The organism is Novosphingobium sp. ZN18A2, assembly GCF_036784765.1.
Lineage (GTDB): Bacteria > Pseudomonadota > Alphaproteobacteria > Sphingomonadales > Sphingomonadaceae > Novosphingobium.
On sequence record NZ_CP136651.1, the window covers coordinates 1,283,402 to 1,307,124 of the forward strand.

General features: G+C 65.1%; 22 protein-coding genes. 13 read left to right on the top strand and 9 right to left on the bottom strand.

From position 1 onward, the window contains the following. Nucleotides 1-25: 25 nt before the first annotated feature. A complete protein-coding gene (locus RXV95_RS06430) occupies nt 26-745 on the bottom strand; it encodes an NYN domain-containing protein (protein WP_338468183.1) in 720 nt (239 codons plus the stop codon). Nucleotides 746-805: 60 nt separating this feature from the next. Continuing rightward, nucleotides 806-1,459, bottom strand: a complete 654-nt coding sequence (locus RXV95_RS06435) for a carbonic anhydrase (RefSeq protein ID WP_338468184.1) — start codon at nt 1,457-1,459, stop codon at nt 806-808. A 67-nt stretch (nt 1,460-1,526) separates the two neighbouring features. On the opposite strand from RXV95_RS06435, the gene lipA reads away from it, so the two are divergent. Together lipA and RXV95_RS06445 are read left to right on the top strand one after the other, a co-directional pair. Then, nucleotides 1,527-2,489 carry a lipoyl synthase gene (lipA, locus tag RXV95_RS06440; protein ID WP_338468185.1) on the top strand — a complete coding sequence of 321 codons (963 nt, stop codon included), beginning with the start codon at nt 1,527-1,529 and terminating at the stop codon, nt 2,487-2,489. A 5-nt stretch (nt 2,490-2,494) separates the two neighbouring features. After that, a complete protein-coding gene (locus tag RXV95_RS06445) occupies nt 2,495-2,956 on the top strand; it encodes a type II toxin-antitoxin system RatA family toxin (RefSeq protein WP_338468186.1) in 462 nt (153 codons plus the stop codon). A gap of 264 nt (nt 2,957-3,220) precedes the next feature. On the opposite strand, the gene RXV95_RS06450 is transcribed toward RXV95_RS06445, so the two are convergent. Genes RXV95_RS06450 through RXV95_RS06460 form a run of 3 tightly spaced genes read right to left on the bottom strand, consistent with a single transcriptional unit; the run spans nt 3,221 to nt 5,504 of the window. After that, on the bottom strand, nt 3,221-3,745 hold the full coding sequence (locus RXV95_RS06450; RefSeq protein WP_338468187.1) for a CinA family protein: 525 nt from the start codon (nt 3,743-3,745) through the stop codon (nt 3,221-3,223). Further along, a complete protein-coding gene (locus RXV95_RS06455) occupies nt 3,745-4,293 on the bottom strand; it encodes a hypothetical protein (protein WP_338468188.1) in 549 nt (182 codons plus the stop codon). The genes RXV95_RS06450 and RXV95_RS06455 overlap by 1 nt, the downstream gene beginning before the upstream one ends. A 26-nt stretch (nt 4,294-4,319) precedes the next feature. Next, nucleotides 4,320-5,504, bottom strand: coding sequence for a bifunctional 2-C-methyl-D-erythritol 4-phosphate cytidylyltransferase/2-C-methyl-D-erythritol 2,4-cyclodiphosphate synthase (locus RXV95_RS06460; RefSeq protein ID WP_338468189.1), 1,185 nt, complete (start codon nt 5,502-5,504; stop codon nt 4,320-4,322). 81 nt (nt 5,505-5,585) lie between these two features. Between RXV95_RS06460 and dusB the strand changes: the two genes are divergently transcribed. The 8 genes from dusB to RXV95_RS06500 all read left to right on the top strand — a co-directional run bounded on the left by dusB (nt 5,586) and on the right by RXV95_RS06500 (nt 15,691). Beyond that, nucleotides 5,586-6,602 carry a tRNA dihydrouridine synthase DusB gene (dusB, locus tag RXV95_RS06465; RefSeq protein WP_338468190.1) on the top strand — a complete coding sequence of 339 codons (1,017 nt, stop codon included), beginning with the start codon at nt 5,586-5,588 and terminating at the stop codon, nt 6,600-6,602. A gap of 44 nt (nt 6,603-6,646) precedes the next feature. Continuing rightward, nucleotides 6,647-7,756 carry an ATP-binding protein gene (locus RXV95_RS06470; RefSeq protein WP_338468191.1) on the top strand — a complete coding sequence of 370 codons (1,110 nt, stop codon included), beginning with the start codon at nt 6,647-6,649 and terminating at the stop codon, nt 7,754-7,756. Next, entirely contained in the window at nt 7,753-9,210 is a 1,458-nt protein-coding gene (locus RXV95_RS06475) for a sigma-54 dependent transcriptional regulator (protein WP_338468192.1), read from the top strand. Before RXV95_RS06470 ends, RXV95_RS06475 begins: the two co-directional genes overlap by 4 nt. Nucleotides 9,211-9,268: 58 nt before the next feature. Then, nucleotides 9,269-11,518 (top strand): ATP-binding protein, encoded by a 2,250-nt coding sequence (locus RXV95_RS06480; protein ID WP_338468193.1) that lies wholly within the window; start codon nt 9,269-9,271, stop codon nt 11,516-11,518. Nucleotides 11,519-11,546: 28 nt separating this feature from the next. After that, complete coding sequence (locus RXV95_RS06485; RefSeq protein WP_338468194.1) at nt 11,547-12,926, top strand: sigma-54 dependent transcriptional regulator; 1,380 nt, start codon at nt 11,547-11,549, stop codon at nt 12,924-12,926. 181 nt (nt 12,927-13,107) lie between these two features. After that, on the top strand, nt 13,108-13,710 hold the full coding sequence (gene hfq, locus RXV95_RS06490; protein WP_338468195.1) for an RNA chaperone Hfq: 603 nt from the start codon (nt 13,108-13,110) through the stop codon (nt 13,708-13,710). A gap of 69 nt (nt 13,711-13,779) precedes the next feature. Then, nucleotides 13,780-15,102, top strand: coding sequence for a GTPase HflX (gene hflX / locus RXV95_RS06495; protein ID WP_338468515.1), 1,323 nt, complete (start codon nt 13,780-13,782; stop codon nt 15,100-15,102). Between the two features lie 151 nt (nt 15,103-15,253). Next, entirely contained in the window at nt 15,254-15,691 is a 438-nt protein-coding gene (locus RXV95_RS06500) for a peptidylprolyl isomerase (protein WP_338468196.1), read from the top strand. 24 nt (nt 15,692-15,715) lie between these two features. On the opposite strand, the gene mazG is transcribed toward RXV95_RS06500, so the two are convergent. From mazG to RXV95_RS06515, 3 genes are read right to left on the bottom strand one after another with little or no spacing between them, the layout of a single operon-like run. Then, nucleotides 15,716-16,492 (bottom strand): nucleoside triphosphate pyrophosphohydrolase, encoded by a 777-nt coding sequence (mazG, locus tag RXV95_RS06505; RefSeq protein ID WP_338468197.1) that lies wholly within the window; start codon nt 16,490-16,492, stop codon nt 15,716-15,718. Between the two features lie 11 nt (nt 16,493-16,503). Next, complete coding sequence (locus RXV95_RS06510; protein WP_338468198.1) at nt 16,504-17,049, bottom strand: histidine phosphatase family protein; 546 nt, start codon at nt 17,047-17,049, stop codon at nt 16,504-16,506. Between the two features lie 3 nt (nt 17,050-17,052). After that, on the bottom strand, nt 17,053-19,653 hold the full coding sequence (locus RXV95_RS06515) for an ATP-dependent DNA helicase (protein WP_338468516.1): 2,601 nt from the start codon (nt 19,651-19,653) through the stop codon (nt 17,053-17,055). A gap of 267 nt (nt 19,654-19,920) precedes the next feature. Between RXV95_RS06515 and RXV95_RS06520 the strand changes: the two genes are divergently transcribed. Beyond that, nucleotides 19,921-20,940, top strand: coding sequence for an adenosine deaminase (locus RXV95_RS06520; RefSeq protein ID WP_338468199.1), 1,020 nt, complete (start codon nt 19,921-19,923; stop codon nt 20,938-20,940). Nucleotide 20,941: 1 nt separating this feature from the next. Beyond that, nucleotides 20,942-21,514, top strand: coding sequence for a phosphoribosyltransferase family protein (locus tag RXV95_RS06525; RefSeq protein ID WP_338468200.1), 573 nt, complete (start codon nt 20,942-20,944; stop codon nt 21,512-21,514). Here RXV95_RS06525 and RXV95_RS06530 read toward each other — a convergent pair. Beyond that, complete coding sequence (locus tag RXV95_RS06530) at nt 21,511-22,401, bottom strand: mechanosensitive ion channel domain-containing protein (RefSeq protein WP_338468201.1); 891 nt, start codon at nt 22,399-22,401, stop codon at nt 21,511-21,513. The genes RXV95_RS06525 and RXV95_RS06530 overlap by 4 nt on opposite strands. A gap of 254 nt (nt 22,402-22,655) precedes the next feature. Here RXV95_RS06530 and RXV95_RS06535 point away from each other — a divergent pair, with 254 nt between their 5' ends. Next, nucleotides 22,656-23,699, top strand: coding sequence for a rod shape-determining protein (locus tag RXV95_RS06535; RefSeq protein WP_338468202.1), 1,044 nt, complete (start codon nt 22,656-22,658; stop codon nt 23,697-23,699). Nucleotides 23,700-23,723 lie beyond the last annotated feature (24 nt).

The following is a 23,723-nucleotide window of genomic DNA, read 5'->3' on the forward strand; positions in this document are numbered from 1 at the left end:
TCCGGTTTATGATTGATCCGAACGGTCAGCGCAGACGGCGCACGTAGAGGTGCTTGTCGGCGCGGCGTTCCACCTTGAAGAAGTCGCTGGCCGCCTCCATCAGCTCCGACAGGCGTTTGTAGCCATAGTTGCGCACGTCGAAGCTGGACCGGTTGCCCGCGATCTGGCCGACCTCGGACAGCCTTGCATATCCTTTATCGTCACGCCTCGCGGCCTTCCACGCGGCGCCAAGCAGATCGATCAGTTCCTGGTTGATCGGCGAAGCGCCATTGGTTTCAACCGGTGAATCGGGTTCGCGCCGGTCTGCGGCGATCAGCTTTTCGACTTCAAGGAAGCGGGTGCAGGCGGTCTGGAAGGCGGCCGGAGTCCGGGCATTGCCGAAACCGTAAACCACCAGCCCGTCCTGCCGCAGGCGCGTGGCGAGCGGCGTGAAGTCGCTGTCGCTGGACATGATGCCATAGCCATCGACCTTGCCCTGGTACAGCAGGTCGACCGCGTCGATGGTCATCGCCATGTCGGTGGCGTTCTTGCCCTTGGTCAGGTCGAACTGCTGCTGCGCGGAAAGCCCGTATTCGTTGACGATCTTCGTCCAGCCGCCCAGCGAGCGCTTGGCCCAGTTGCCATAGATGCGGCGGATGTTGACCTGCCCCAGTTCGGCAAGCACGGTCAGCACGGGGTCGATCCCGTCCGGAGACGCATTGTCTGCGTCGATCAGGAGGGCGATGTTCTTGAGTGGTTGATCCATATGCGCCCCGATGTGGGTGTTCGGGGCGCGTCTGGCAACCGTCAGGATTAGGGTCTGACCCTAGTCGACCGCGTGGAACTCGCCGCTTTCCTCGTCCAGCAGGTGCAGAATACCATCCGAAATGGCAAAGAACGCGCCGCGCAGCGTCAGCTCGCCGTCGCGTTCCTTGCGCCGCACACAGGGAAATGTGCGCAGGTTGTCGAGGCTGACCTTCACGCCCGCCAGTTCCATCGCCTTTTCCGCTGTGCGTCCTTCTGTGCCCAGTTGCGCGGCAATGGGCGCGCGCGCATCGTCCAACAGGGCGATCCAGTCCGCGATGAAACCGCCTTCGCCGGGTTCCGTGCCGTGCAGTTCCTGTGTCAGCGCCGCCTTGCAGCCGCCGCACATGCCGTGGCCCATCACCACGATTTCCTTCACCTTCAGCACCTGCACCGCAAATTCGAGCGCGGCGGAAACGCCGTGGCGACCCGGATTGGTTTCGAACGGAGGAACCATCGCGGCAACATTGCGCACCACGAACATTTCGCCCGGCGCGGTATCGAAAATCTGCGCGGGCTCTACCCGGCTGTCCGAACAGGCGATGATCATCACCTGGGGCTGCTGCCCTTCGCTCAGTTCGGCCCAGCGTTCACGACGTTCGCTCCAGTCGCCCTTGCGGAAGCGGCGGTAGCCTTCGACGAGGCGTTCGAGGTCGGGAGATTCGTATTCGCTCATGATCGGACCTAATGGCGGGGCTTGCCGGGGCTGGCAAGTGGCGCTTGTTGGTCCTATGTGCGCCCTTATGAACGACCTCTCCACCAATCCGCTCCCTCCGTCACGCGAGCCCCGGCCCAATGAGCCCCGGCAGCGCAAGCCGGACTGGATCCGGGTGAAAGCGCCCACCAGCAAGGGTTATGGCGAAACGCGAAAGCTGATGCGCGACCTTGGCCTCAACACCGTGTGCGAGGAAGCGGCCTGTCCGAACATCGGCGAATGCTGGACGAAGAAGCACGCGACCGTGATGATTCTGGGAGACGTTTGCACGCGCGCCTGCGCGTTCTGCAACGTGAAGACGGGCATGCCGCGCAAGGTCGACCCGCTTGAGCCGGAACACGTGGCGACCGCCGCCGCAAAGATGGGGCTTGAGCACATCGTGATCACCAGCGTGGACCGTGACGACCTGCCCGATGGCGGCGCGGGCCAGTTCGTGAAGGTGATCGAGGCGCTGCGCCGCAACACGCCGGACACCACGATAGAAATCCTGACGCCCGATTTCCGCGGCAAGATGCGCCCGGCGATTGAAGCGATCGTTGCGGCCGGGCCGGATGTGTTCAACCACAACCTTGAAACGGTGCCGCGACTTTATCCCACCATCCGTCCCGGCGCGCGCTATTACGCGTCGCTGCGCCTGCTGGAGGAAGTGAAGGCGCACGATCCGATGATTTTCACCAAGTCGGGCATCATGCTGGGGCTTGGGGAAGAGCGGCTGGAGGTCCACCAGGTGATGGACGACATGCGCTCTGCCGGGATCGATTTCCTGACCATGGGCCAGTATCTGCAGCCGACGCCGAAGCACGCCAAAGTGATCGATTTCGTTACGCCGCAGGCGTTCGACGCTTTCGGCGCTATCGCGCGGGCCAAGGGCTTTCTGCAGGTCGCTTCCAGCCCGCTGACGCGCTCCAGCTATCACGCGGGCGAGGATTTCGCTGAAATGCGTGCCGCGCGTGAAGCCAGGCTGGCGAAGGCGGCGGCAAAAGCAGGCTGACCTAATTGACGCACCGGATCACCGAAACGCGGGCAATGCCGTGGTCGGCGCAGCAGATGTTCGACCTGGTGGCCGACGTGCGCCGCTATCCCGAATTCCTGCCATGGGTCGTCGCTACGCGGATCAGGTCCGACAGCGAGACCGAGATGGTGGCCGACATGCTGGTGGGCTTTTCCGCGTTCAAGGAGAAGTTCACCTCTCGCGTGGCAAAGCACCGGCCCGACCGGATCATGGTGGAATACCTTGAAGGCCCGCTGAAGAAGCTGGAAAACGGCTGGACGTTCGCGCCCGGAGAGGATGGCGGGTGCACGATCGAGTTTCGCGTGGAGTTCGAATTTCGCAGCGCGATCCTGGAAAAGCTGGCGGGGCAATACATGGACCGCGCGTTCCGCAAGATGGTGGCCGCCTTCGAAAAACGCGCGGCGGAGCTTTACGGACAACCGGCGAAGGCGCGGGGGAAAACGTGAAGGCCCGTTGACGGCTTCGGACACGCCGGATGGGATGCCGGAATGGCCGTAGTTGAGGGGAGCGGACATTGCACCAGCCCACCCCCAACCCCTCCCGCAAGCGGGAGGGGAGCGAGACTTGCGCCGCTGAAGGCGGCGCTAGTCGCAGCGGGGTGGGCAAATGCGCAACGTCCGCAATGTTAGCGTATCCGGAAGGTCGGCTTTCGCACAGGATCACCAGGAGGCGGATATTCTCCAGGTGTCTCGCGGCTTCCTCGGCCTGCCCTATTCCTCGCCCGCCTTCGGCAGCAGCAGTTCCAGCGCGATCAGCGTCGCCTGCCGGCGCACCTCGGCGCGGCTGCCGTTGCAATCGAAATGCTTCATCTCGGCGGTCACGTCTTCAGGGTCGCCGCCGCGCTCCGCCAATGCGAAAACCACCGTGCCCACCGGCTTTTGCGGACTGCCGCCATCCGGTCCGGCAACGCCCGTGATCGCGACGGCCACGTCCGCGCCGGAATGGGCCAGCGCGCCCTGCGCCATCGACCATGCGACCGCGACGGAGACCGCGCCGAATGTGTCGATCAGGTCCGCCGGCACGTCGAGCATTTCGCGCTTGGCTTCGTTCGAATAGGTGACGAAACCGCGGTCCAGCACCGCCGAGCTGCCCGGCACTTCCGTCAGCGCGCCGGCCACAAGGCCGCCGGTGCAGCTTTCCGCCAGTGCCACCTTCCGGCCTGTCGCGGCGTTTTCGGCCACGACGCGCTTTGCCAGCTCTGCGATGTCGGGCGGAAGAAGGTTGCCGGTATCCATCACGCGGTGGCCTTGCAGACGGGCATCTTCACCTTTTCGCCGGCCTTGTCGCGCGACACCAGGACCATGATGAAGGCCACCAGGTCCGCCGTGTTCTGCGCGGGCAGCGGTGCGATCAGGCTGGTCCCGCGTTCGATGTCGCTGCAACTGGACGGCTTGATCCGGTCACCCACGAGTTGCTGCATCATGCCCTCCACGAACGGCTTCAATGCCTCGTCGGGCAACTGGCCGATCTGCTCCATCGTTTCCGGGTTCTTGCCCGCGCCGAATTTCAGGAACGCTTCTTTCGCCATCGGCCAGGCCGCGTCCTTGCCGGCAGCATAACGGGCAACAAGGTCGGCGCCTCTGGTGGCGAAGAAGCCGTTTGCCGAAAGGTGCGCGCGGCAGCTTTTCATCACGCCGCGCAGGACGGACGGCATGGAGAATGCAGCCATGCCCGAAACTTCCGCTTCGGTAAGGCACGGCGCAGGAGCGGCGGCGCTGGCGGCCTGCGCCTGAAGCAGCGCGGCACCGGCAAGCACGGCGAACGCGGGACGGGCAAGGGTCATCGGTCGTAACGCTCCAATGCGAATCCTCAAGGCGCGGGGAATACCGTGGCGATGGCCTGGGCTGCAATGCCTTCGCCGCGCCCGGCGAATCCCAGCTTCTCCGTCGTCGTCGCCTTTACGCTGACAGTATCGGGCGCAAGCGCAAGGATTTCCGCCAGTCTCGCGCGCATCGCGTGCTTGTGCGGGCCGATCTTCGGCGCTTCGCAGACGATCGTCACGTCGACATTGCCGATCACATAGCCCGCTTCGCGAACCAGCGCGGCGGCATGGGCCAGGAACCGGTCGGACGCGGCGCCGCGCCATTGCGGGTCGTTTGGCGGGAAATGCTCACCGATGTCGCCCGCGCCCACGCTGCCGAGCAGGGCATCGACGAGCGCATGGATCGCAACGTCGGCATCCGAATGCCCGGCAAGTCCGCGCGGATGGTCTATCTTCACGCCGCACAGCCACAAGTCCACTCCATCGGCCAGGCGATGCACGTCAAAGCCGGTGCCGGTGCGGGGGTAAAGCTGTGTCATGGACTGTTCCTCGCCTGCCTCCGATGTGCCGAAATCTGAAGCAAAGGTGATCTTCTTCAGCGCCTCGTCGCCTTCGACCAGCGCCACGGCCAGTCCGGCGGCCTGCGCCACCTGCGCATCGTCCCCCGCGTCCGGCGCGCCGTCCCATGCGCGATGCGCGGCAAGGATATCGGCATAGCGGAACGCCTGGGGCGTCTGCACCCGGCGCAGCGCCTCTCTCCGGGCGGGCGCGCCCATCAAGGCCCCTTCGGCATGGCACAGGCTGTCCACCACCGGCAGGACGGGGATTGCCCCTGGCCATTGGCCAAGCGCCGCGACCAGCGCGTCCATTACGCGGCGGGGCAGGCCGGGGCGGGCGGCGTCGTGGATCAGCACCCGCGCGGGGGCATCCGCCTCGAGTGCGTCCAGCGCCCGGCTGACAGAAGCCTGCCGCGTTTCGCCGCCGGTCACGAAGCGAATGCGATCCAGCCCCTGTGCCGCGCTTCGGGCTATCGCTTCCGCCCCTTCGGGAATCGCCACGACGATGGGAGCGACGCCCGCGCCGGCCAGCGCTTCCAGCGAATGGCGCAGCAGCGGCTTGCCGCGCCACGGCGCGAACTGCTTGGGCACCTCTCCGCCCGCGCGCAGGCCCTTGCCCGCGGCGACGACGATGCCCGCGGTTCCGGGGGCAAGGGGAGGGACGCTGTCCTGCATGACCGGCGGCCTCTATCAGCCTTGCCGGACTTGCCGCAATGCACTATGCGCTGCCTGTTTTTTAGGCAGACCCGTTTTCAGATGACCGAAGCTCCCGTTCCGCCCACTCTCGCGCCGATCAGCGTCGGACCCGTGCAGATCGACTGCCCGGTGATCCTCGCGCCGATGACCGGCGTGACCGACAGGCCGTTCCGCACGATGGTGCGGCGCTATGGCTCGGGCCTCAACGTGACGGAGATGATCGCCAGCGAAGCGGCGATCCGCGAAACGCGCCAGTCGATCCAGAAGGCCGAATGGGACCGCATCGAGGAACCCGTGTCGATGCAGCTTGTCGGCTGCGATCCCGCCAGCATGGCCGAAGCGGCAAAGTTGCAGGAAGGCAATGGCGCGGCGATCATCGACATCAATTTCGGGTGTCCGGTGCGCAAGGTTGTGGGGCAGCTCGCCGGTTCGGCGCTGATGCGCGAAGTGCCGCTGGCAACGAAGCTGATGGAAGCGACCGTCAAGGCGGTGAACGTGCCGGTCACTGTCAAGATGCGCATGGGCTGGGACCACGGCGACCTGAACGCGCCTGAACTTGCGAAGATTGCCGAAGACCTGGGCGTGAAGATGGTCACCGTCCACGGCCGCACCCGCAACCAGATGTACAAGGGCAGTGCCGACTGGGCCTTTGTGCGCAATGTAAAGCAGGCGGTTTCCATCCCCGTGGTTGTCAACGGCGACGTGTGCAGCATAGACGATGCCGCGCAGGCGCTGGAACAGTCTGGCGCGGACGGCGTGATGATCGGGCGCGGCGCCTATGGCCGCCCCTGGCTGCTGGGGCAGGTGATGCACTGGCTGCGCACCGGCCAGCGGCTGGACGATCCGGGCATCGAGGAACAATATCGCACGATCGTAGAGCATTACGAGGCGATGCTTGACCATTATGGCAGCTTCACCGGCGTTCGCATGGCGCGCAAGCACCTGGGCTGGTACACCAAGGGGCTGCCCGGTTCGGCGGAATTCCGCAACAAGGTGAACTTCATCGAAGACCCGCGCGAAGTGCTGGACCGGCTGGAAGGATTCTACGCCCCCGCAGAACGCCGCGCGGCGGCTTGAGTGGTTCGCCATGATGGTTCCGGATCGATGAACGGGCCGGGGCAATGAGCGGGCCTGGCGATTGGCGGCGGCCCGATCCGCAGCGCATCGTTGCAAGCCTTCCGCTCGCGGTGCTGATGCTGGCGCCGGACCTGACGATCGCATCCGCCAACCCCGCGGCCGAACAGCTTATCGGGCAGGGCGCGCGCCGCCTTTCGGGCAAGCCGGTGGCGTCCATGTTCGAATTCGAGGAACCGCTGATCCTGCAGCGGCTGGTGGAAGGCGATGCGCAACTGTTCGCGCGCGGGTGCAAGGTTTCGATCAAGGGCCAGCGCCCGCGCCGGCTGGACGTGATGACCGCGCCCGTCACCCATGCGCCGGGCTGGCAATTGCTGGCGCTGCATGAAATCATGGGGGTAGAGGCGCTGACCGGAGACGGCAGCGGCGCGGGCGGCGGCGATGGCGTTGTGCTGCGCGCGCCCGAAGTTCTGGCGCATGAAATCAAGAACCCGCTTGCCGCAATCCGCGGTGCCGCGCAGTTGATCGACCGAAAGCTGGAAGGCCATGACAAGGCGCTGCCGGGGCTGATCACGGCGGAAGTGGACCGCATTGCCAAGCTGATAGACCAGATGCAGTCGCTTTCGCGCCGCAGCCAGGAACCTGCCGTAAACTGCAACCTGCACGAAGCCGTGCGCCGCGCCCAGGCAGTGATCGCAGCGGGCCGGCCGGATGCGGTTACGATAGAGGAAGAGTTTGATCCGTCTCTTCCGGCGGTATCGTGCAATCCCGATGCACTGGTGCAGGTGGTGCTCAACCTGCTGACCAATGCCTTCGAAGCGAACGAGGGAAGCGAGAAGCCGCGCGTTGCCGTGCGCACACGATTTGCCAGCGGCATCGCGCTTCATGCCGGGCCGGGCGGCAAGCCGTTGCGCCTGCCGATCGAACTGCGGGTGACCGATAACGGGCCGGGCATCGATCCGGCGCTGCGCGACCACATCTTCGAACCGTTCGTCAGCGCCAAGAAAAGCGGGCAGGGGCTGGGGCTGGCGCTGGTCCAGAAACTGGTGCGCGAGATGAACGGACGCATCACCCACGATCGCGACGACGCGCGCGGCCTTACGCACTTCAGGCTGCACCTGCCCGTCGCCGAAACCGGAAAGGAAACCGGCCGATGAGCAGGCGTGTGCTGCTTGTGGAGGACGATGCGTCCATCGCTATCGTCATCACGGCCGCGCTGGAGGACGAAGGCTATATCGTCGACCGGTGCGATTCGGTGGCAGGGCGCGACGCACTGCTGGCCGAGAACGATTACGCGGTGATGCTGACCGATGTGGTGCTGACCGACGGTGACGGGATAGAAACGCTGGGCCGGGTGACTCAGGCGCACCCCGCGATGCCGATCATCATCCTGTCTGCGCAGAACACGCTCGATACGGCAGTCCGCGCGACCGATACCGGCGCGTTTGAGTATTTTCCCAAGCCCTTTGATCTGGACGATCTGGTGCGCACGGTGCGCCAGGCGATCGGTTCCGCCGAACAGTCCGAAGACGTGGGCGGAGACAAGCCGCAGGCGATGCCGCTGGTGGGCCGCAGCCCGGCGATGCAGGCAGTGTTCCGCATGATCACGCGCGTTCTGCGCAACGATCTGACGGTGCTGATCCTGGGCGAATCGGGCACGGGCAAGGAACTGGTGGCGGAAGCCATCCACCAGCTGGGCAATCGCGCGTCTGGCCCGTTCGTGGCGGTCAACACTGCGGCCATTCCCGCCGAACTGATCGAGAGCGAACTGTTCGGCCACGAAAAGGGTGCATTCACCGGCGCGGTCGCCCGCCATACCGGCAAGTTCGAGCAGGCAAGCGGCGGCACGCTGTTCCTCGACGAGATCGGCGATATGCCGATGCAGGCGCAGACCCGCCTTCTGCGCGCGCTGCAATCGGGCAAGATCCGGCGCGTCGGCGGCGCGGAAGAGATTGCCGTCGATGCGCGCATCATCGCGGCGACCAACAAGGATCTGATGCCGATGATTGCCGCCGGGCAGTTTCGCGAAGACCTGTATTATCGGCTCGCCGTCGTTCCGATCGAGCTTCCCGCGCTGCGCGAACGGCGCGACGACATAGAGGCGTTGGCGCGCCATTTCCTGGGCCTTGCCGCGAACGAGGGCCTGCCGCGCCGCCAGCTTTCGGAGGACGGCGCGGCCCTGCTGGCGCGTCAGCCCTGGCGCGGCAACGTGCGAGAGCTCAGGAACTTTGTCTATCGCCTTGCCCTGATGAGCCGCGACGACGTGATCGACAGCGCGGCGATCCTGCCGCTCCTTGAGGATGGCGATATGGGGCAGGGCGGCGATGGGACCGGCGGCGCGGCGGGTGTTTCGGGCCACGGCGCCGGCATGGGCGATCCAACGCTGGACGTGGCATTCGCGCACTGGCTTGCGGATGCCGATCCGCAGCCCGGCGCGCTTTACGAAGCCGCGCTTGCCGCGTTCGAAAAGCCGCTGTTCGAACACGCGCTTGAGCAGACAGGCGGTAACCAGCTTCGTGCGGCGCAGCTTCTGGGGATAAATCGCAACACATTGCGCAAGCGGCTGGTGCAGCTCGACATCGATCCGGAGCGTTTTGCCGCGCGGGGTTGATGCCGTTACAAAAAATGGCTTGCATTCCTGCAACAGCAGGTGTTGTTTCCGCGCAACTATGGCACGGTCGCCTTCCGCAAGATCAAACCGCTCGCCGCGCTGGTGGCGCCGGACGCTGGTGGCGTTGCGGCGTGCCAATATATTCCTGCTTCTTGAATTGCTTTCTGCCGCCGCGCTGGCGGTGATGGTCGTGGTCAGCTGGATGGCGCTGACCAACACCGATACATCGGGAACGCTTCTGCCTTCGCGCCTGTCCAGCAGCCTGCTGATCGGCACGCTGGTGCCCGCGATGGCGCTGATCGTGCTGATCGGGCGGCGCATGGCGCTTCGCCGCGCGGCAAAGAGCGTTGCGGGCACTAACGGGCGCTTTCACGTCCGGCTGGTCTGGCTCTTCTCGCTGATCGCCGCGGTTCCGACCCTGCTTGTGGTGGTCTTCGCCTCGCTTCTGTTCCAGTCGGGCGTGGACTTCTGGTTTTCGGACAATTCGCGCAGCATCCTGCAAAACGCGAACCAGCTTGCGCGCGGCTATTACCAGCAGAACCTGCGCGAGGTGGAGAACGAAGCGATCGCCATGGCCGGCGACATGCGCAGCTATCTGAACCAGGCCCCGATCACGAGTCCCGATTTCGCAGAGGGCTATTCGTGGCAGGTGGTAACCCGCAAGTTGAGCGAATCCGCGATCGTGAAGCGGTCGAAGGACAATTCGTTCATCACGCTGGCAATCGTTGATCCGCAGAAGAACGATAACCGCCAGCGCATCACGCCGGAAGAGTTGAAGAAGCTCGACGCAGGCGAGGCGGCCGTGGTGCAGGTCCATGACGGACGGATAGAGGCGGTGACGCCGATCGACGCATCGCAGGGCCTGTTCCTCTATGTCGCGCGGTCCGACTACAACCCGCTGATGCTGCAACAGTCGCAGCGCGCGCAAAGCGTGGTGAAGGCCTATAACACGCTGGCCGAGCAGGCGCGCACGATCCAGCTTCGCTTCAACATTGCCCTGTTCACGATCAGCCTTGCGCTTGTGGGGCTGGCGGTATGGGCGGCGCTGCGCTTCGCGGACCGGCAGGTGGCACCGCTTGCCGAACTGCTGTCCGCCGCGCGCGACGTGGGATCGGGCAACTTCGCGGTGCGCGTGCCCTATCAGGGTGGCGCGGATGAGATCGGCCTGCTCAGCCGCGCGTTCAACCGCATGACCGCGCAGATCGAAGGCCAGACCAAGGCGCTGGTGGGGGCCAATTCCGAACTGGAAGAGCGCCGCGCCTTTATCGAGGCGGTGGTGGAATCGATGACCGCGGGCATCGTTTCGGTCGATCAGCACGGCACGGTGCAATTGATGAACAGTTCCGCGCAGAAGCTGTTGCTTGACGACGGCATGGCCGGAACGGCGCAGGGCATGAAGCTGGCCGAGGTTGCGCCGCAGTTCGATCAGTTGGTGCGTAATGCGCAGCGCAGCGGCGTTATCCAGTACGCCAAGGATGGCGACCTGCTGACTCTCGCCGTGAAGGTGGTTGCCGATCCCGAAGGCCACGTGATCACGTTCGAGGATATCACGCGCCAGTTGCTCGACCAGCGCCGCGCCGCATGGTCGGACGTTGCGCGGCGCATCGCGCACGAGATCAAGAACCCGCTCACGCCGATCCAGCTTGCGACGGAACGGCTGCGCCGCCGCTATGGCAAGCAGATCACCGCCGATCCCGAACTGTTCGAGGAACTGACCAGCACCATCGTGCGTCAGGTGGGCGACCTGCGGAAGATGGTTGATGAATTCTCATCCTTCGCGCGCTTGCCCAAGCCGGTGTTTCGCGGAGAGGACGTGGCCGACCTGGTCCGCCAGGCGCTGTTCCTTCAGGAAGTCGCGCATTCCGACATCGCCTATGCGTATGAAAGCGACGAGACGAACGTGCCGGTGCAGTGCGACCGCCATCAGATCGGCCAGGCGATGACCAACGTCCTGAAGAACGCGGCCGAAGCGATCGAGGCCCGCGCCGCGCGCGCGGAAGTGGATTATCGCGGCCGTATCGCCGTTTCCATCGCCAGCGACGAGGACACCGTGACCGTGACGATCGAGGACAACGGCGTGGGCCTTCCGGCAGAGCGCGACCGTATCCACGAACCCTATGTGACGACACGCGAAAAGGGCACGGGGCTTGGCCTCGCCATCGTCAGCAAGATCGTTGAGGAACACGGCGGCGAAATGACGTTCTCGCCCGCGCCGGGCGGTGGCACGCGCGTTACCATGCATCTGGCGCGCGATCCGGTTCACGTATTGGCCGAGCGCGGGGAGGGCGCGGCCGAGGCTGCCGAATAGACAGATATAGCTTGCGGAAGACCAATAGATGTCCCTTGATATCCTGATCGTCGACGATGAACGCGACATTCGCGAACTGGTGGCTGGTGTGCTCAGCGACGAGGGGTACGAATGCCGTCTGGCGGCAGACAGCACGTCGGCCCTGGCCGCGGTGGACGAGCGCCGGCCGAGCCTGGTGCTGCTGGACGTGTGGCTCCACGGCAGTCCGATGGACGGGCTGGAGGTGCTTGACGAGATCAAGAAGCGCGAGCCCGAATTGCCGGTGATTATCTTCTCCGGCCACGGCAATATCGATACTGCCGTCTCCGCGATCAGCCGCGGGGCGATGGATTTCCTGGAAAAGCCCTTCGAAGCGGAGCGCCTGCTCCTGCTGGTCGGCCGCGCGACAGAGACGGAGCGGTTGCGGCGCGAAAACGCGCAACTGCGCCAGGGCGTGACGATTTCTGACGAATTCACCGGGTCGAGCGGCGCGATCAACACGGTGCGCGCGACGTTGAAGCGCGTCGCCAATACCGGCAGCCGCGTGCTGATTACCGGGCCGGCCGGATCGGGCAAGGAAGTGGCCGCGCGCCTGCTGCACAGCTGGAGCCCGCGCGCCAACAGTGCCTTCGTCACGGTCAATTCGGCGCGCATCACGCCCGAACGCTTCGAACAGGAACTGTTCGGTGAAGAGGCTGACGGCAAGCTGGTGCGCGCAGGGCTGCTGGAAATGGCCGATGGCGGCACGCTGTTCCTTGACGAAGTGGCCGAAATGCCGGCGTCCAGCCAGGCGCGCATCCTTCGCGTGTTGACCGAACAGACCTTTGCCCGCGTTGGTGGGCACCGGCAGATTCGCGTGGACGTGCGCGTGGTCTCGTCATCGTCCCGCCCACTGGAAAAGGAGATCGAGGAGCGCCGCTTCCGCGAAGACCTGTTCTACCGGCTCAACGTTGTGCCGGTAGCGATCCCCTCGCTTACCGAACGGCGTGACGATATTCCGGCATTGGTCGATCATTTCTTCGCGCGCTATGCGGCCGACCAGGGCGTTTCGCCGCCGGCGATCGCTTCGGAAGCGATGGCGGCGCTGCAAAGTTATGACTGGCCGGGTAACGTGCGCCAGCTTCGCAACGTCGTCGAACGCACGGTGATCCTTGCTCCGCAAGAGCGGCTGGGGCGCATCGAAGCCGATATGCTTCCGTCCGAAATCGTGTCCGGCCCGCTGGGCGATTCGAACGGCGCGTCCGCGTTGATGGGCGTGCCGCTGCGCGAGGCGCGCGAGAATTTCGAGCGGGAATACCTGCGCGTCCAGATCCGGCGCTTTTCGGGAAACATCTCGAAAACCGCCAATTTTATCGGGATGGAACGCTCTGCCCTGCATCGTAAGCTGAAGCTGCTGGGAATGGCAGACCGGAAGGAAGACGACGACTGATCGTATCTTTTCTACCAATTGATGATAAAAAATCGGAACGCCGGGTTGTTTTCCAAGTTTACGCGAAGGCAATCCGCCAATAGAATTGCATCCGAACCCGGTTTGTCGCGATGGAGACATCGTGACGGGCCAGATTGCGGGACCAGCGACCGGCCCCGCCAAAAGCATGGAGTCACGAGAAATGACCGGCAAGACACTATCCGCACGCCCCCGGCCCAAGTCCGAGCCGGCGGTTGAAGAGACACCTTCGGCCCCCCGCGCATCGTCGCGAGCGGCCACGGCCAATGGCCACGCATCCGGCAAGGCCGGGCAGAACCTTCAGGACGCTTTCCTCAACTTGCTGCGCAAGAACAAGGTGCCCGTCACCATGTTCCTGGTGAAGGGCGTGAAGCTTCAGGGCATCGTCACCTGGTTCGACAACTTCTCGATCCTGCTTCGGCGCGACGGTCAATCGCAGCTGGTTTACAAGCACGCGATCTCCACCATCATGCCGGGCTCGCAGATCTCTATCGAGCAGTTCATGGGCGGTGGCGAGGATTCGGGCAGGAAGAACCGCCTGTTGCAGGACGTGTTCCTGTCCAGCGTGCGCGATGCCGGCGTGCAGGTCACCATGTTCCTGGTGAACGGCGTGATGCTGCAGGGCAAGGTCGCCGCATACGACCTGTTCTGCATGCTGCTTGAGCGCGAGGGATATGTGCAGCTTGCCTACAAGCACGCGGTATCCACGATCCAGCCGGCCAGCCATGTCGACCTTTCGGGCGACTGGGACGGCGAGGAAAGCTGATTAGGGACGCCTGAGCTGAGCGGACGCAACCCCGAAGACGACACGCGCACGCGCGATTCGGATGAGCTGATCGGTGAAGTGACCCGCGGCGCGCGGGCGCTTGTGGTCGTGCCCGATATCCGCATCCGCGGCGCGGGTCTGGGGGAAGACGCGGACGCTCGGCTGGAGGAAGGCAAGGGGCTTGCCCTTGCCATCGGCATCGAAGTGGTTGAGGGTTTTGTCCTGCCGATCCGGCAGGTGAAGCCGGCCACGCTGTTCGGTGAAGGTCAGGTCCAGAACATCGGAATCGCCGCCAACCAGTCCGACGCGGAACTGGTTATCGTCGATGGTGCGCTGTCGGCGATCCAGCAACGCAACCTTGAGGAAAAGCTGGGGCGCAAGGTCATAGACCGGACCGGGCTGATCCTGGAAATCTTCGGGGAACGTGCCGCCACCGCCGAAGGGCGGCTGCAGGTGGAACTTGCGCACCTCGATTACCAGGCCGGGCGGCTGGTGCGGTCATGGACGCACCTTGAGCGTCAGCGCGGCGGCTTCGGATTCCTTGGCGGACCGGGCGAAACCCAGATCGAGGCGGACCGGCGCATGATCCGCGACCGGATGGCCCGCATCCGGCGCGAACTGGAGCAGGTGCGCCGCACGCGCGGCCTCCACCGCGAAAGGCGCCAGCGCGCGCCGTGGCCGGTGGTGGCGCTGGTCGGCTATACCAACGCGGGAAAGTCCACGCTGTTCAACCGCCTGACCGGCGCGGGCGTGATGGCGGAAGACCTGCTTTTCGCAACGCTTGACCCCACCATGCGCGCGATCCGCATGCCCGGCGTGGAAAAGGCGATCCTGTCCGATACCGTGGGCTTCATTTCCGACCTTCCGACCCAGCTTGTCGCGGCGTTTCGCGCCACGCTGGAGGAAGTGACGGCGGCCGACGTGATCGTGCACGTGCGCGACATTTCCAACCCCGCCAGTGCCGCGCAGAAAAAGCAGGTCGAGGACGTACTGGAAGACCTGGGCGTGCTGGGCGGCGAAGAGGGAGAGCCGGGCGAGCAGATTCCCATCGTCGAGGCGTGGAACAAGTGGGATCTGCTTTCGCCCGACGAACGGGAAACAAGGCGAGACATCATCGCCGCGAACGTGGCGGACGTGCCGGTGGTGCCCATTTCCGCGCTGACCGGCGAAGGCACGGATGACCTGTTGCAACTTGTCGGCAGCCTGCTGACCGGCGAGGCTGAAACGATCGAGGTGTCGCTGCCGGTCAGCGACGGGCAGAAGATCGCGTGGCTCCACGCGCATGGCGAAGTGCTGGACGAGCATGAGCGTGAGAATGCGGGCGGCGTGCCGGAACTGTGCATGAAAGTGCGGCTGGCGAAAAGGGACGTGGGCCGCTTTTACAGCCTGTAAGGCGCCAGGCCCGCTGCAATCCTCCCCGTCCGGCGCCGGGCATTGACGGACCGGCTTTGAATCACCACCCTAAAGGGGAACTGGCGCGCGACGATGCGCCGATCGAGCGGCGCCGCGCGCGCCGGAACCGAACAATCCAAAAGGAATATCCATGCAGACGGCCAAGAACGGCGATACCGTCGTTATCGATTTCGTGGTGCGCACCGCCGACGGACGCATTGTGGGCAGCACAGAGCAGGAAGGCCCGCAGACCGTGACGCTGGGTGAATCGCAGATCTTCCCGCAGGTCGAATCCGCGCTGAACGGCATGGAAGTCGGCAGCGAACAGGAGGTGACGGTTGCTTCCGACGACGCGTTCGGTCCGCGGCGCGAAGAACTGGTGATCCAGATCCCGCGTGCGAACCTGCCGCAGGAAACCGAACCGCAGCCCGGCATGGGGCTTTCGGCGCAGCAGCCGGACGGTTCCACAATCGACATGATCATCACCCAGGTGAGCGATGCAGACGTTACGGCCGACGGCAACCACCCGCTTGCCGGGGAAGACCTGCATTTCGGCCTGACGCTGGTCGAGATCAAGCCCGCTGCATAATCGGCGGGCATAGCGGCGGAGTGGTTATTCCGCCGCTTTTACCCGCTGCCAGAGGACTTCCTGTTCGTCGAGCGAAAGCTCGGCGAACGTCCCTGGCGCGAGCGCTTCCATCGCCCGAAATCGGCGTTCGAACTTGGCGTTGGCAGCGCGCAGCGCGTCTTCGGGTGCTATGCCGTTGGCGCGGACAAGGTTGACCGCGGCGAACAGCAGGTCGCCCGCTTCCAGCAGGCGCTCTTCATCGGTTGTTGCGGCGGCAAGCTCGTCCATTTCTTCGGCCACCTTCGCCGCCGGGCCTTCAGTGTCGGGCCAGTCGAATCCCTGCCGCGCCGCACGTTTTTGCAGTTTTTCCGCGCGCATCAGTGCGGGAAGGGCCAGCGCCACGCCGTCCATGGCGCTGGTCGCGCCCTTTGCCTCGCGCTCTTTCGCTTTCAACGCTTCCCAGCGTTCCTCGCGCCCAGTGGGTTCGTGATCGCCTTCATCGAAGATGTGCGGGTGGCGCGCTTCCATCTTTTCGGAGATCGCATCGGCAACCGATCCGAAATCGAACTGTCCCGCTTCCTCGGCCATGCGCGCATGGAACACGACTTGCAGCAGAAGGTCGCCCAGTTCCTCGCGCAGCAGGGCCATGTCGGACCGCTCGATCGCGTCGGCCACTTCATAGGCTTCCTCGATCGTGTAGGGCGCGATGGTAGAAAAATCCTGCGCCAGGTCCCATTCACATCCGCCGCGCGGATCGCGCAGGCGCGCCATGATCGCCAGAAGGCGCTGCATCGGGGCAAGGTCGGGCAGGCGGTCGGTCATTCCGGTGATGCTCAGTCCACCATCTGCGGGCCAAGCGAAGGATCGAGATCGCGCGGGCGCGTCATCGCCACGAGTTTCGCGCTGCGTTCCGCCACGTCGGCCCAGCGGTCCACCGGGATTTCCAGCACGGCGAAGGTCGCCGTGGGGAACTTCATCTCCACTTCGTCACGCAGCGGGCTCGATCCGTCGTCGGGCACAAGGTCGAAGATCAGGTCTTCAAGGCCGGGGTTGTGGCCCACCATCATCACGCTGGCCGGATCGCCAGAGATGCCGTGGAGCAGGTCCAGCAGGGTCGCCGAACTGGCAAGGTAGATGCGCCGGTCCCATTCGACCGGAAAGCTTTGACCGAACGCCTTGGTCGCTTCCTCGATCGTTTCGGCCACGCGCACCGCGGGCGAGGCGATCACGCGGTCGAAATGGAAGCCCGAATCGCGCACATGCTCGCCCATCAACCGCGCGCCCTTGCGTCCGCGCGCGTTCAGCGGCCGGTCGAAATCGCGCGCGCGCGCATCCGACCAGTCGGACTTGGCGTGACGGAAAAGGCCAAGGGTCTTCAAGCGCTATCCTTCTTGTGCGGCATTTGCAGGGGCAGACGCGCCATCAGGGGAAGCACGCCGGGCGACGCGTTGTAAAGCCTCTTCAAGCGTCAACCGCGTGACAGGCGTGCCCGGCGGGAAAGCGGTGAGCAGCCGGCTGGGAAAGGCGGCGGAAAGCACAACGAAAGCGCCGTGGTCTTCGCGGCTGCGGATCAGGCGGCCGAATGCCTGCGCCAGCCGCGCGCGGATGATCCTGTCGTCGAATGCAGAGCCGCCGTTCGCGGCGCGGCGCGCGCGATGGAGGATCGACGGTTTGGGCCAGGGCACCTGTTCCATTACCACCAGCCGCAGCGAATGGCCGGGCACGTCCACCCCGTCGCGCAGCGCATCGGTGCCCAGCAAGGAAGCATGCGGATCGTCGCGGAAGATATCCACCAGCGTGCCGGTGTCGATGGGGTCGACGTGCTGGGCGTAAAGCGGCAGGCCTTCGCGCGCCAGGCGGTCGGCGATGCGGCCGTGCACCGCGCGCAGCCGCCGGATCGCGGTGAACAGGCCAAGCGCCCCGCCGTGCGATGCGGAAATCAGCCGGGCATAGGCGGCGGCCAGCGCGGCGATGTCGCCCTTGGGAACGTCCGTGACGATCAGCACTTCGGCCTGCGCCGCATAATCGAACGGGCTTTCCGCGGCGAAAAGGTGCGGGGCGATATCGAGGTGCCCGACGCCGCTTCGCGCAACCGCGCTTTCCCAGTCTTCACCCTCGGCGCTCCGGTCGCACAGCGTGGCGCTGGTCATCAGCGCGCCGTGCGCCGGGGCGAGAACGACTTCGGCAAAAGGCTTCATCGGGTCAAGGAAATGGCGGTGCAGACCCACGTCCCATTCGCGCCCGTCGGACCGGTCGACCGAAAGCCAGTCCACGAAATCGGGATCGGGCGATCCGCCCAGCCGGCCCAGCAGCGCAATCCACCCGGCCAGCAGGTCCGTGCGCCAGCCGATTGCGCCGCGCGCGCCTTCGATCCGTGCGCGGGCCTGACCGTCGAGCCAGTCGGGCGGGTCTTCGACGATCGCTTCCAGCCGTAGCGCCAGCTTGACCAGCGGGCGGCGCAGCGCCTCAAGCGCTTCCTGCGCGGCAACGGCGATTTCAACGTATGGTCCGTCAAGCTGGGCGGCCTCTGTCTCAAGGCCGTAACCTGCATCCTGCCCGCCGCTTTCGTCGCGCGCATAGATCAGCGCACGGGTGGCTGACAGCAGCATTTCAAGCGGGCCGGAGGGCGTGTTTTCCTGCAACCGGGCCAACCAGCCTTCCGATGGCAGCGCCTCTGCCGCCTCGCGCGCGTTGGCAATCGCCTTGGCGCCGTCCTCGTCATAGCTGGCAACGTCCGCCAGCCGCGCGGCCAGACCGCGGCGGCGGCCGCGCGACTTGCCTTCGGGGCCGATCACCCAGCGGCGTAACTCTATCGTTTCCGCGCCGGTCAGCGCGGCGGCGAAGGTGGAATCGGCGGCATCGAATACGTGGTGCCCTTCGTCGAACACGATGCGCGTCGGCCGGTGGGCAATGTCGCGCCCGCGCGCGGCGTTGACCATCACCAGCGCGTGGTTGGCGATCACCAGTTCCGCTTGCGCCGAATCCCTCGCGGCGCGCTCGATGAAGCATTTGCGATAGTGCGGGCACCCGGCATAGACGCATTCGCCGCGCTGGTCCGTCAGGGCCGTGATGCCGCGCTTGCGGAACAGCGTGCCCAGCCAGCCGGGCAGGTCGCCGCCGATCATGTCTCCGTCCTGGCTGAACGCCGCCCATCGTGCGACGAGCTGCGCCAGGATCGCCGCGCGACCGCCAAACCCGCCTTGCAGCGCGTCTTCAAGGTTGAGCAGGCACAGGTAGTTCTCACGCCCCTTGCGCACCACGACGGCGGGATGGCCATCGCGCGATGCGGGGAAAGCGCGGCGGCTTTCGCGGCGCAACTGGCGTTGCAGCGCCTTGGTATAGGTGGAAACCCACACGGTGCCGCCCGATTGGTCCGCCCAAAGCGACGCGGGCGCGAGATAGCCGAAGGTCTTGCCGGTTCCGGTGCCTGCCTGCGCCAGCGTGACGTGCGGTTCGCGTTCGCGCCTGCGCGGTGCGAAAGTGACTGCGGCTTCGCGCGCATAGGCGCGCTGGGCGGGGCGGTTTTCCGCACCCGCGCCGGTCAGTTCCGCCAACCGCATTTCCACCGCACCGTCATCTAGCGTAACTTGCGCGGGCTGGGGCCGGTCGGGCGCTTCCTCCCATTCGGGCAGGCGTGAAAACAGCCAGCGTTCCGCCCTTTCGGGGCGGACGATCCGCGCGGCAAGCAGCGGCGCCCAGGGCCAGCGCATCTTGGCAAGCGACTGGAGCACGCTCCACGCGCCTTCGCGTTCGGCCCAGTCCTGGCGCTCGCACATCGCCAGCAGCGCCTCTGCCGCTTGCTGGAGCAGCAGCGGCACGGTCTCGTCGCCTGCGGGTTCGGGCAGGCCGCACGCATGGGCAAGACCTTTGGGCGTCGGCACGACGAACTGCGCCGGGCGGACGAAGGCGAACAGCTCCAGCAGATCCAGCCCCGAAAGATCCGGATAGCCAAGCCTGCTGGCCACCAGCGGCGCGTTCAGCATCAGTAGCGGGGTATCGGCGGCGGCGGTGATCGCTTCCCCCCGGCCGACGCCGCGCGTGGCGCCTTCGCCCTGTCGCAACCAGCAACCGGCATGACTGGCATGAAGCGCGGGAAGGGGAAGCGCGGAAGGCGGAAGGGCGGGCGCGTCGCTCACGTTTACGGCCTAGAACGAAAAACGAACGAAGAGCAAGGGCGGGCCGCGCGGTTGACCACCGTTTGCTGGCGGTCCAGCAAGGTTGTGCCGCAATCGACCCGAAGGGAATCGAACATGTCCCCCGCTGCCCGCCACGCGCTGATCGAACGCCTGCCCAAGGCCGAATTGCACCTGCATATCGAAGGTTCGCTGGAGCCGGAGATGCTGTTCGCGCTGGCGGAGCGGAACGGGGTGGAGATTCCGTTTGCGTCTGCCGAAGCGGTGCGCGCCGCCTATGATTTCTCCAACCTGCAGGACTTTCTCGACATCTATTACCAGGGGATGAGCGTGCTTGTGACAGAGCAGGACTTTTTCGACCTGACGATAGCCTATCTTAGGCGGGCGCATGCGGACAATGTCCGGCACGTAGAGATATTCTTCGATCCGCAGGGCCACACGGAGCGCGGGATAGCGTTTGCGACCGTGATCGGTGGCATCGCGCGCGCGCTTGACGAGGGGCAGGCGCGCCTGGGCATCACGCACCGGCTGATCATGTGCTTCCTGCGGCACCTCAGCGAGGAAGCGGCGCAAGCGACGCTGGACGAAGCGGGGCCGTTCCTGGACCGGATCGACGGGGTGGGGCTGGACAGTTCGGAAGTCGGCCATCCGCCGTCGAAGTTCGCGCGCGTTTTCGCCAGCGCGCACGACCTGGGGCTGCACGTTACCGCGCATGCGGGCGAGGAGGGGCCGCCCGAATATGTGCACCAAGCGCTGCACCAGCTTCACGTAGAGCGGATCGACCACGGAAACCGCGCGCTGGAAGATGCGGACCTTGTCCATCATCTGGCGCGCGACCAGATCACGCTGACGGTTTGCCCGCTGTCCAACCTGCGCCTTTGCGTAATCGACCGGATGGAGCACAGCCCGGTGAAGGCCATGCTGGAACACGGGCTGAAGGCCACGATCAATTCGGACGATCCCGCCTATTTCGGCGGCTATGTGAACGACAATTTCCGTGCCGTTGCCGATGCGCTGGACCTTTCGGCCGCGCAGATCGTGGAATTGTGCGAAAATTCGTTCAGCGGATCGTTCCTGCCCGAAGCGGAAAAGGCGCGCCTCATCGCGGAACTGCACGTTGCGGCAGGAGCCGCCTGACATGGACGAGGTGGAGAAAACCTGGCTTACGGCGGACGGCTTGCTGGCGGACAGCTTCCGCCTTGCGCGGCAAGTGCTCGATTCCGATTTCCGGCCCACGCACATCGTCGGCATCTGGCGCGGCGGCACGCCGGTGGGCATCGCGGTGCAGGAACTGCTGGAATTCCACGGGATAGAGACGGATCATATCGCGATCCGCACCGCCAGCTATTCGGGAATAGACCGGCAGGATGCCGAAGTGCGCGTCTATTCGCTGGGATACCTGATCGACACGCTGAACCCCGACGACCACCTTCTGGTGATTGACGACGTTTTCGATTCCGGTCGGTCGATAGAGGCGTTCCTGCGCGAACTGCGCGCGCGGTGCCGTTACAACATGCCGCGCGAAGTGCGCATCGCGACGGTTTACTGGAAGCCACAGCGCAACCGCACCGCGCTGGCGCCCGATTTCTATGTCCATGAAACCGACGACTGGCTGGTGTTCCCGCACGAGTTGTGCGGCTTGTCCGAACGGGAAATCCGCGCGCACAAGCCGCAGGCGTCGATCGTGCTAGATGAGGACGCCGGAGCTTAGGCCGCCTCGCGGTCCTGCCGCTCCATGGCCAGCTTCAGGTCGCCCACCGGAACCTTGTCCTTGAAGGTGTGGGTGACATAGGGGAACGGTATCTCGATTCCGGCTGCGTCCAGTTCCCGCTTGATCGCGAAGATGATGTCGCTCTTGGTCATCAACCGGTCGCGCTGCGCGGCGTCGGACCACCAGCGCACCAGAAAGTCTATCGAGCTTGAGTTGAACTCTTGGGCCAGGATGTCGATCCCGCGCCCCTGATCGATGCCTTCGACCGAATCGAGCGCCTTGCGGATCGCCGAGCGCGAGGCGTCCAGATCGCTGTCGTATGACACGCCCACAACGATCTGGTCGCGGCGGGTGGACTGGTCCGTAAGGATTTCGACAGGGTTCTTGAACAAAACCGAGTTGGGCAGGATGGTCAGTTCGCCCGAAAGCAGACGGATATGCGTTTCGCGCAGCGTGATGCGTTCAACCTTGCCCAGAATCCCTTCGACCGTGATCAGGTCGCCGATGTGCATCTTCTCGCGCAGCATGATGAGCACGCCGGCAAGGAAGTTTTCGAAGATGTCCTGAAACGCGAAGCCGATCGCCAGCGCGCCGACGCCCAGACCGGCGAACAGGCTTGCCGGCGTCATGCCCGGAACCGCCACAGTGGCCGCGATCATGATGCCCGCGATCCAGATTGCCAGCCGGACCAGCGTTGCCAGCAGTTGTTTCAGGTCGTCACGAATCGACGTTGCCCGGGTCAGCCGTGTGGCAATGGCGACCGCCGACCGTGCGGCGATGAACGTGACGAAAAGTATGACGATGGCGATGACAAGGCTCGGCAGTGCCTGCACCAGCCCGGTTGCCATGGATTCGACCTGCTTTTGCAGTGTCTCGACGTAATTCACGCGAATTCTTTCCCTTCCGTTGTGTGTTCCCTTTTTAACCGGAATGGCGGCATCTGGTTCCGGCGCGGCGCCGCTTGCGCTGCGCGGACGCGCCAGCCGGCGCGCGTCGCTCCGTCGCGAAGGCCCGTCGCTTTGTCTCGCAAAACGCGCGAACGCGCCTCAGGTTCATCTGACGGACAGGTTCGCGTCCCCTAACGCATTCAGGGCTTCCGGTTCAGGACCGGAAGATCGGGTGCAAGGGGTTCACACACCATATGTCTTTCTACGACCGCTTCCAGTTTGGTTCGGCCGCTCTGGCCATCGACCTGGGAACCGCGAATACCGTTGTCTATGTGCGCGATCGCGGGATCGTGTTGGCCGAACCGTCGGTCGTCGCGATCGAGACGGTGAACGGGATCAGCCGGGTTCGCGCGGTGGGTGACGATGCCAAGCTGATGATGGGCAAGACCCCGGACAACCTGAATGTCGTGCGTCCGCTGCGCGCGGGCGTGGTGGCTGACATCGAAGTGGCCGAGCAGATGATCAAGCACTTCATCGACAAGGCCCAGGGCGGCGGGTCGCGCTTTCGCCGCGCGCCCGAAATGGTGATCTGCGTGCCCTCCGGCGCGACGGGTGTCGAACGCCGGGCGATCCGCGATGCGGTTACGAATGCCGGGGCAAGGCAGGTCTGGCTGGTGGACGAGCCGATGGCCGCCGCGATAGGGGCCGGGCTTCCCGTGACGGAGCCGGTGGGCTCAATGGTCGTCGATATCGGCGGCGGCACCACGGAAGTCGGGGTTATCTCCATCCAGGGGCTGACCATGAGCATGTCCGCCCGTGTTGGCGGGGACCGGATGGACGAGGCGATTGTCGCCACGATCCGCCGCAATCACAACCTGCTGATCGGCGAAGCGACGGCAGAGCGGATCAAGCACGAAATGGGCAGCGCGCGTCTGCATGAGGGTGACGAGGATCGCTCGATGCTGGTGAAAGGGCGCGACCTGGCGCGCGGGGTGCCGCGCGAAATCGCGGTCTCGCAAGCCGAACTGGTGGAAGCCCTGGCCGAACCGGTTGGCCAGATCGTCGAGGCCGTGCGCCATGCGCTTGAGGAAACCCCGCCCGAAATCGCGGCGGATATCGTCGATACCGGCATCGTGATGACCGGTGGCGGCGCGCTTCTGCGCGATATTTCCACGGTGATTGCAGATGCCACCGGCTTGCCTGTGACCATCGCCGAAGACCCGATGAACTGCGTTGCGCTTGGCGCGGGGCGGTCGCTTGAAGACCTGCACTATCGCGGAGTCCTGCACCCGGCGTAACGGGCTTGCGGCCGACTGCGGGGC

What these genes read in the sequence shown, in the direction of transcription:
- RXV95_RS06470 (WP_338468191.1), top strand. Translation starts at nt 6,647, where the DNA reads ATGAGCGGGCCTGGCGATTGGCGGCGGCCCGATCCGCAGCGCATCGTT.
- RXV95_RS06515 (WP_338468516.1), bottom strand. Translation starts at nt 19,653, where the DNA reads ATGCTGAACGCGCCGCTGGTGGCCAGCAGGCTTGGCTATCCGGATCTT.
- RXV95_RS06535 (WP_338468202.1), top strand. Translation starts at nt 22,656, where the DNA reads ATGTCTTTCTACGACCGCTTCCAGTTTGGTTCGGCCGCTCTGGCCATC.
- hfq (WP_338468195.1), top strand. Translation starts at nt 13,108, where the DNA reads ATGACCGGCAAGACACTATCCGCACGCCCCCGGCCCAAGTCCGAGCCG.
- RXV95_RS06525 (WP_338468200.1), top strand. Translation starts at nt 20,942, where the DNA reads ATGGACGAGGTGGAGAAAACCTGGCTTACGGCGGACGGCTTGCTGGCG.
- RXV95_RS06430 (WP_338468183.1), bottom strand. Translation starts at nt 745, where the DNA reads ATGGATCAACCACTCAAGAACATCGCCCTCCTGATCGACGCAGACAAT.
- RXV95_RS06500 (WP_338468196.1), top strand. Translation starts at nt 15,254, where the DNA reads ATGCAGACGGCCAAGAACGGCGATACCGTCGTTATCGATTTCGTGGTG.
- RXV95_RS06480 (WP_338468193.1), top strand. Translation starts at nt 9,269, where the DNA reads ATGGCACGGTCGCCTTCCGCAAGATCAAACCGCTCGCCGCGCTGGTGG.
- RXV95_RS06485 (WP_338468194.1), top strand. Translation starts at nt 11,547, where the DNA reads ATGTCCCTTGATATCCTGATCGTCGACGATGAACGCGACATTCGCGAA.
- RXV95_RS06455 (WP_338468188.1), bottom strand. Translation starts at nt 4,293, where the DNA reads ATGACCCTTGCCCGTCCCGCGTTCGCCGTGCTTGCCGGTGCCGCGCTG.
- RXV95_RS06475 (WP_338468192.1), top strand. Translation starts at nt 7,753, where the DNA reads ATGAGCAGGCGTGTGCTGCTTGTGGAGGACGATGCGTCCATCGCTATC.
- RXV95_RS06435 (WP_338468184.1), bottom strand. Translation starts at nt 1,459, where the DNA reads ATGAGCGAATACGAATCTCCCGACCTCGAACGCCTCGTCGAAGGCTAC.
- RXV95_RS06460 (WP_338468189.1), bottom strand. Translation starts at nt 5,504, where the DNA reads ATGCAGGACAGCGTCCCTCCCCTTGCCCCCGGAACCGCGGGCATCGTC.
- RXV95_RS06520 (WP_338468199.1), top strand. Translation starts at nt 19,921, where the DNA reads ATGTCCCCCGCTGCCCGCCACGCGCTGATCGAACGCCTGCCCAAGGCC.
- dusB (WP_338468190.1), top strand. Translation starts at nt 5,586, where the DNA reads ATGACCGAAGCTCCCGTTCCGCCCACTCTCGCGCCGATCAGCGTCGGA.
- lipA (WP_338468185.1), top strand. Translation starts at nt 1,527, where the DNA reads ATGAACGACCTCTCCACCAATCCGCTCCCTCCGTCACGCGAGCCCCGG.
- RXV95_RS06450 (WP_338468187.1), bottom strand. Translation starts at nt 3,745, where the DNA reads ATGGATACCGGCAACCTTCTTCCGCCCGACATCGCAGAGCTGGCAAAG.
- mazG (WP_338468197.1), bottom strand. Translation starts at nt 16,492, where the DNA reads ATGACCGACCGCCTGCCCGACCTTGCCCCGATGCAGCGCCTTCTGGCG.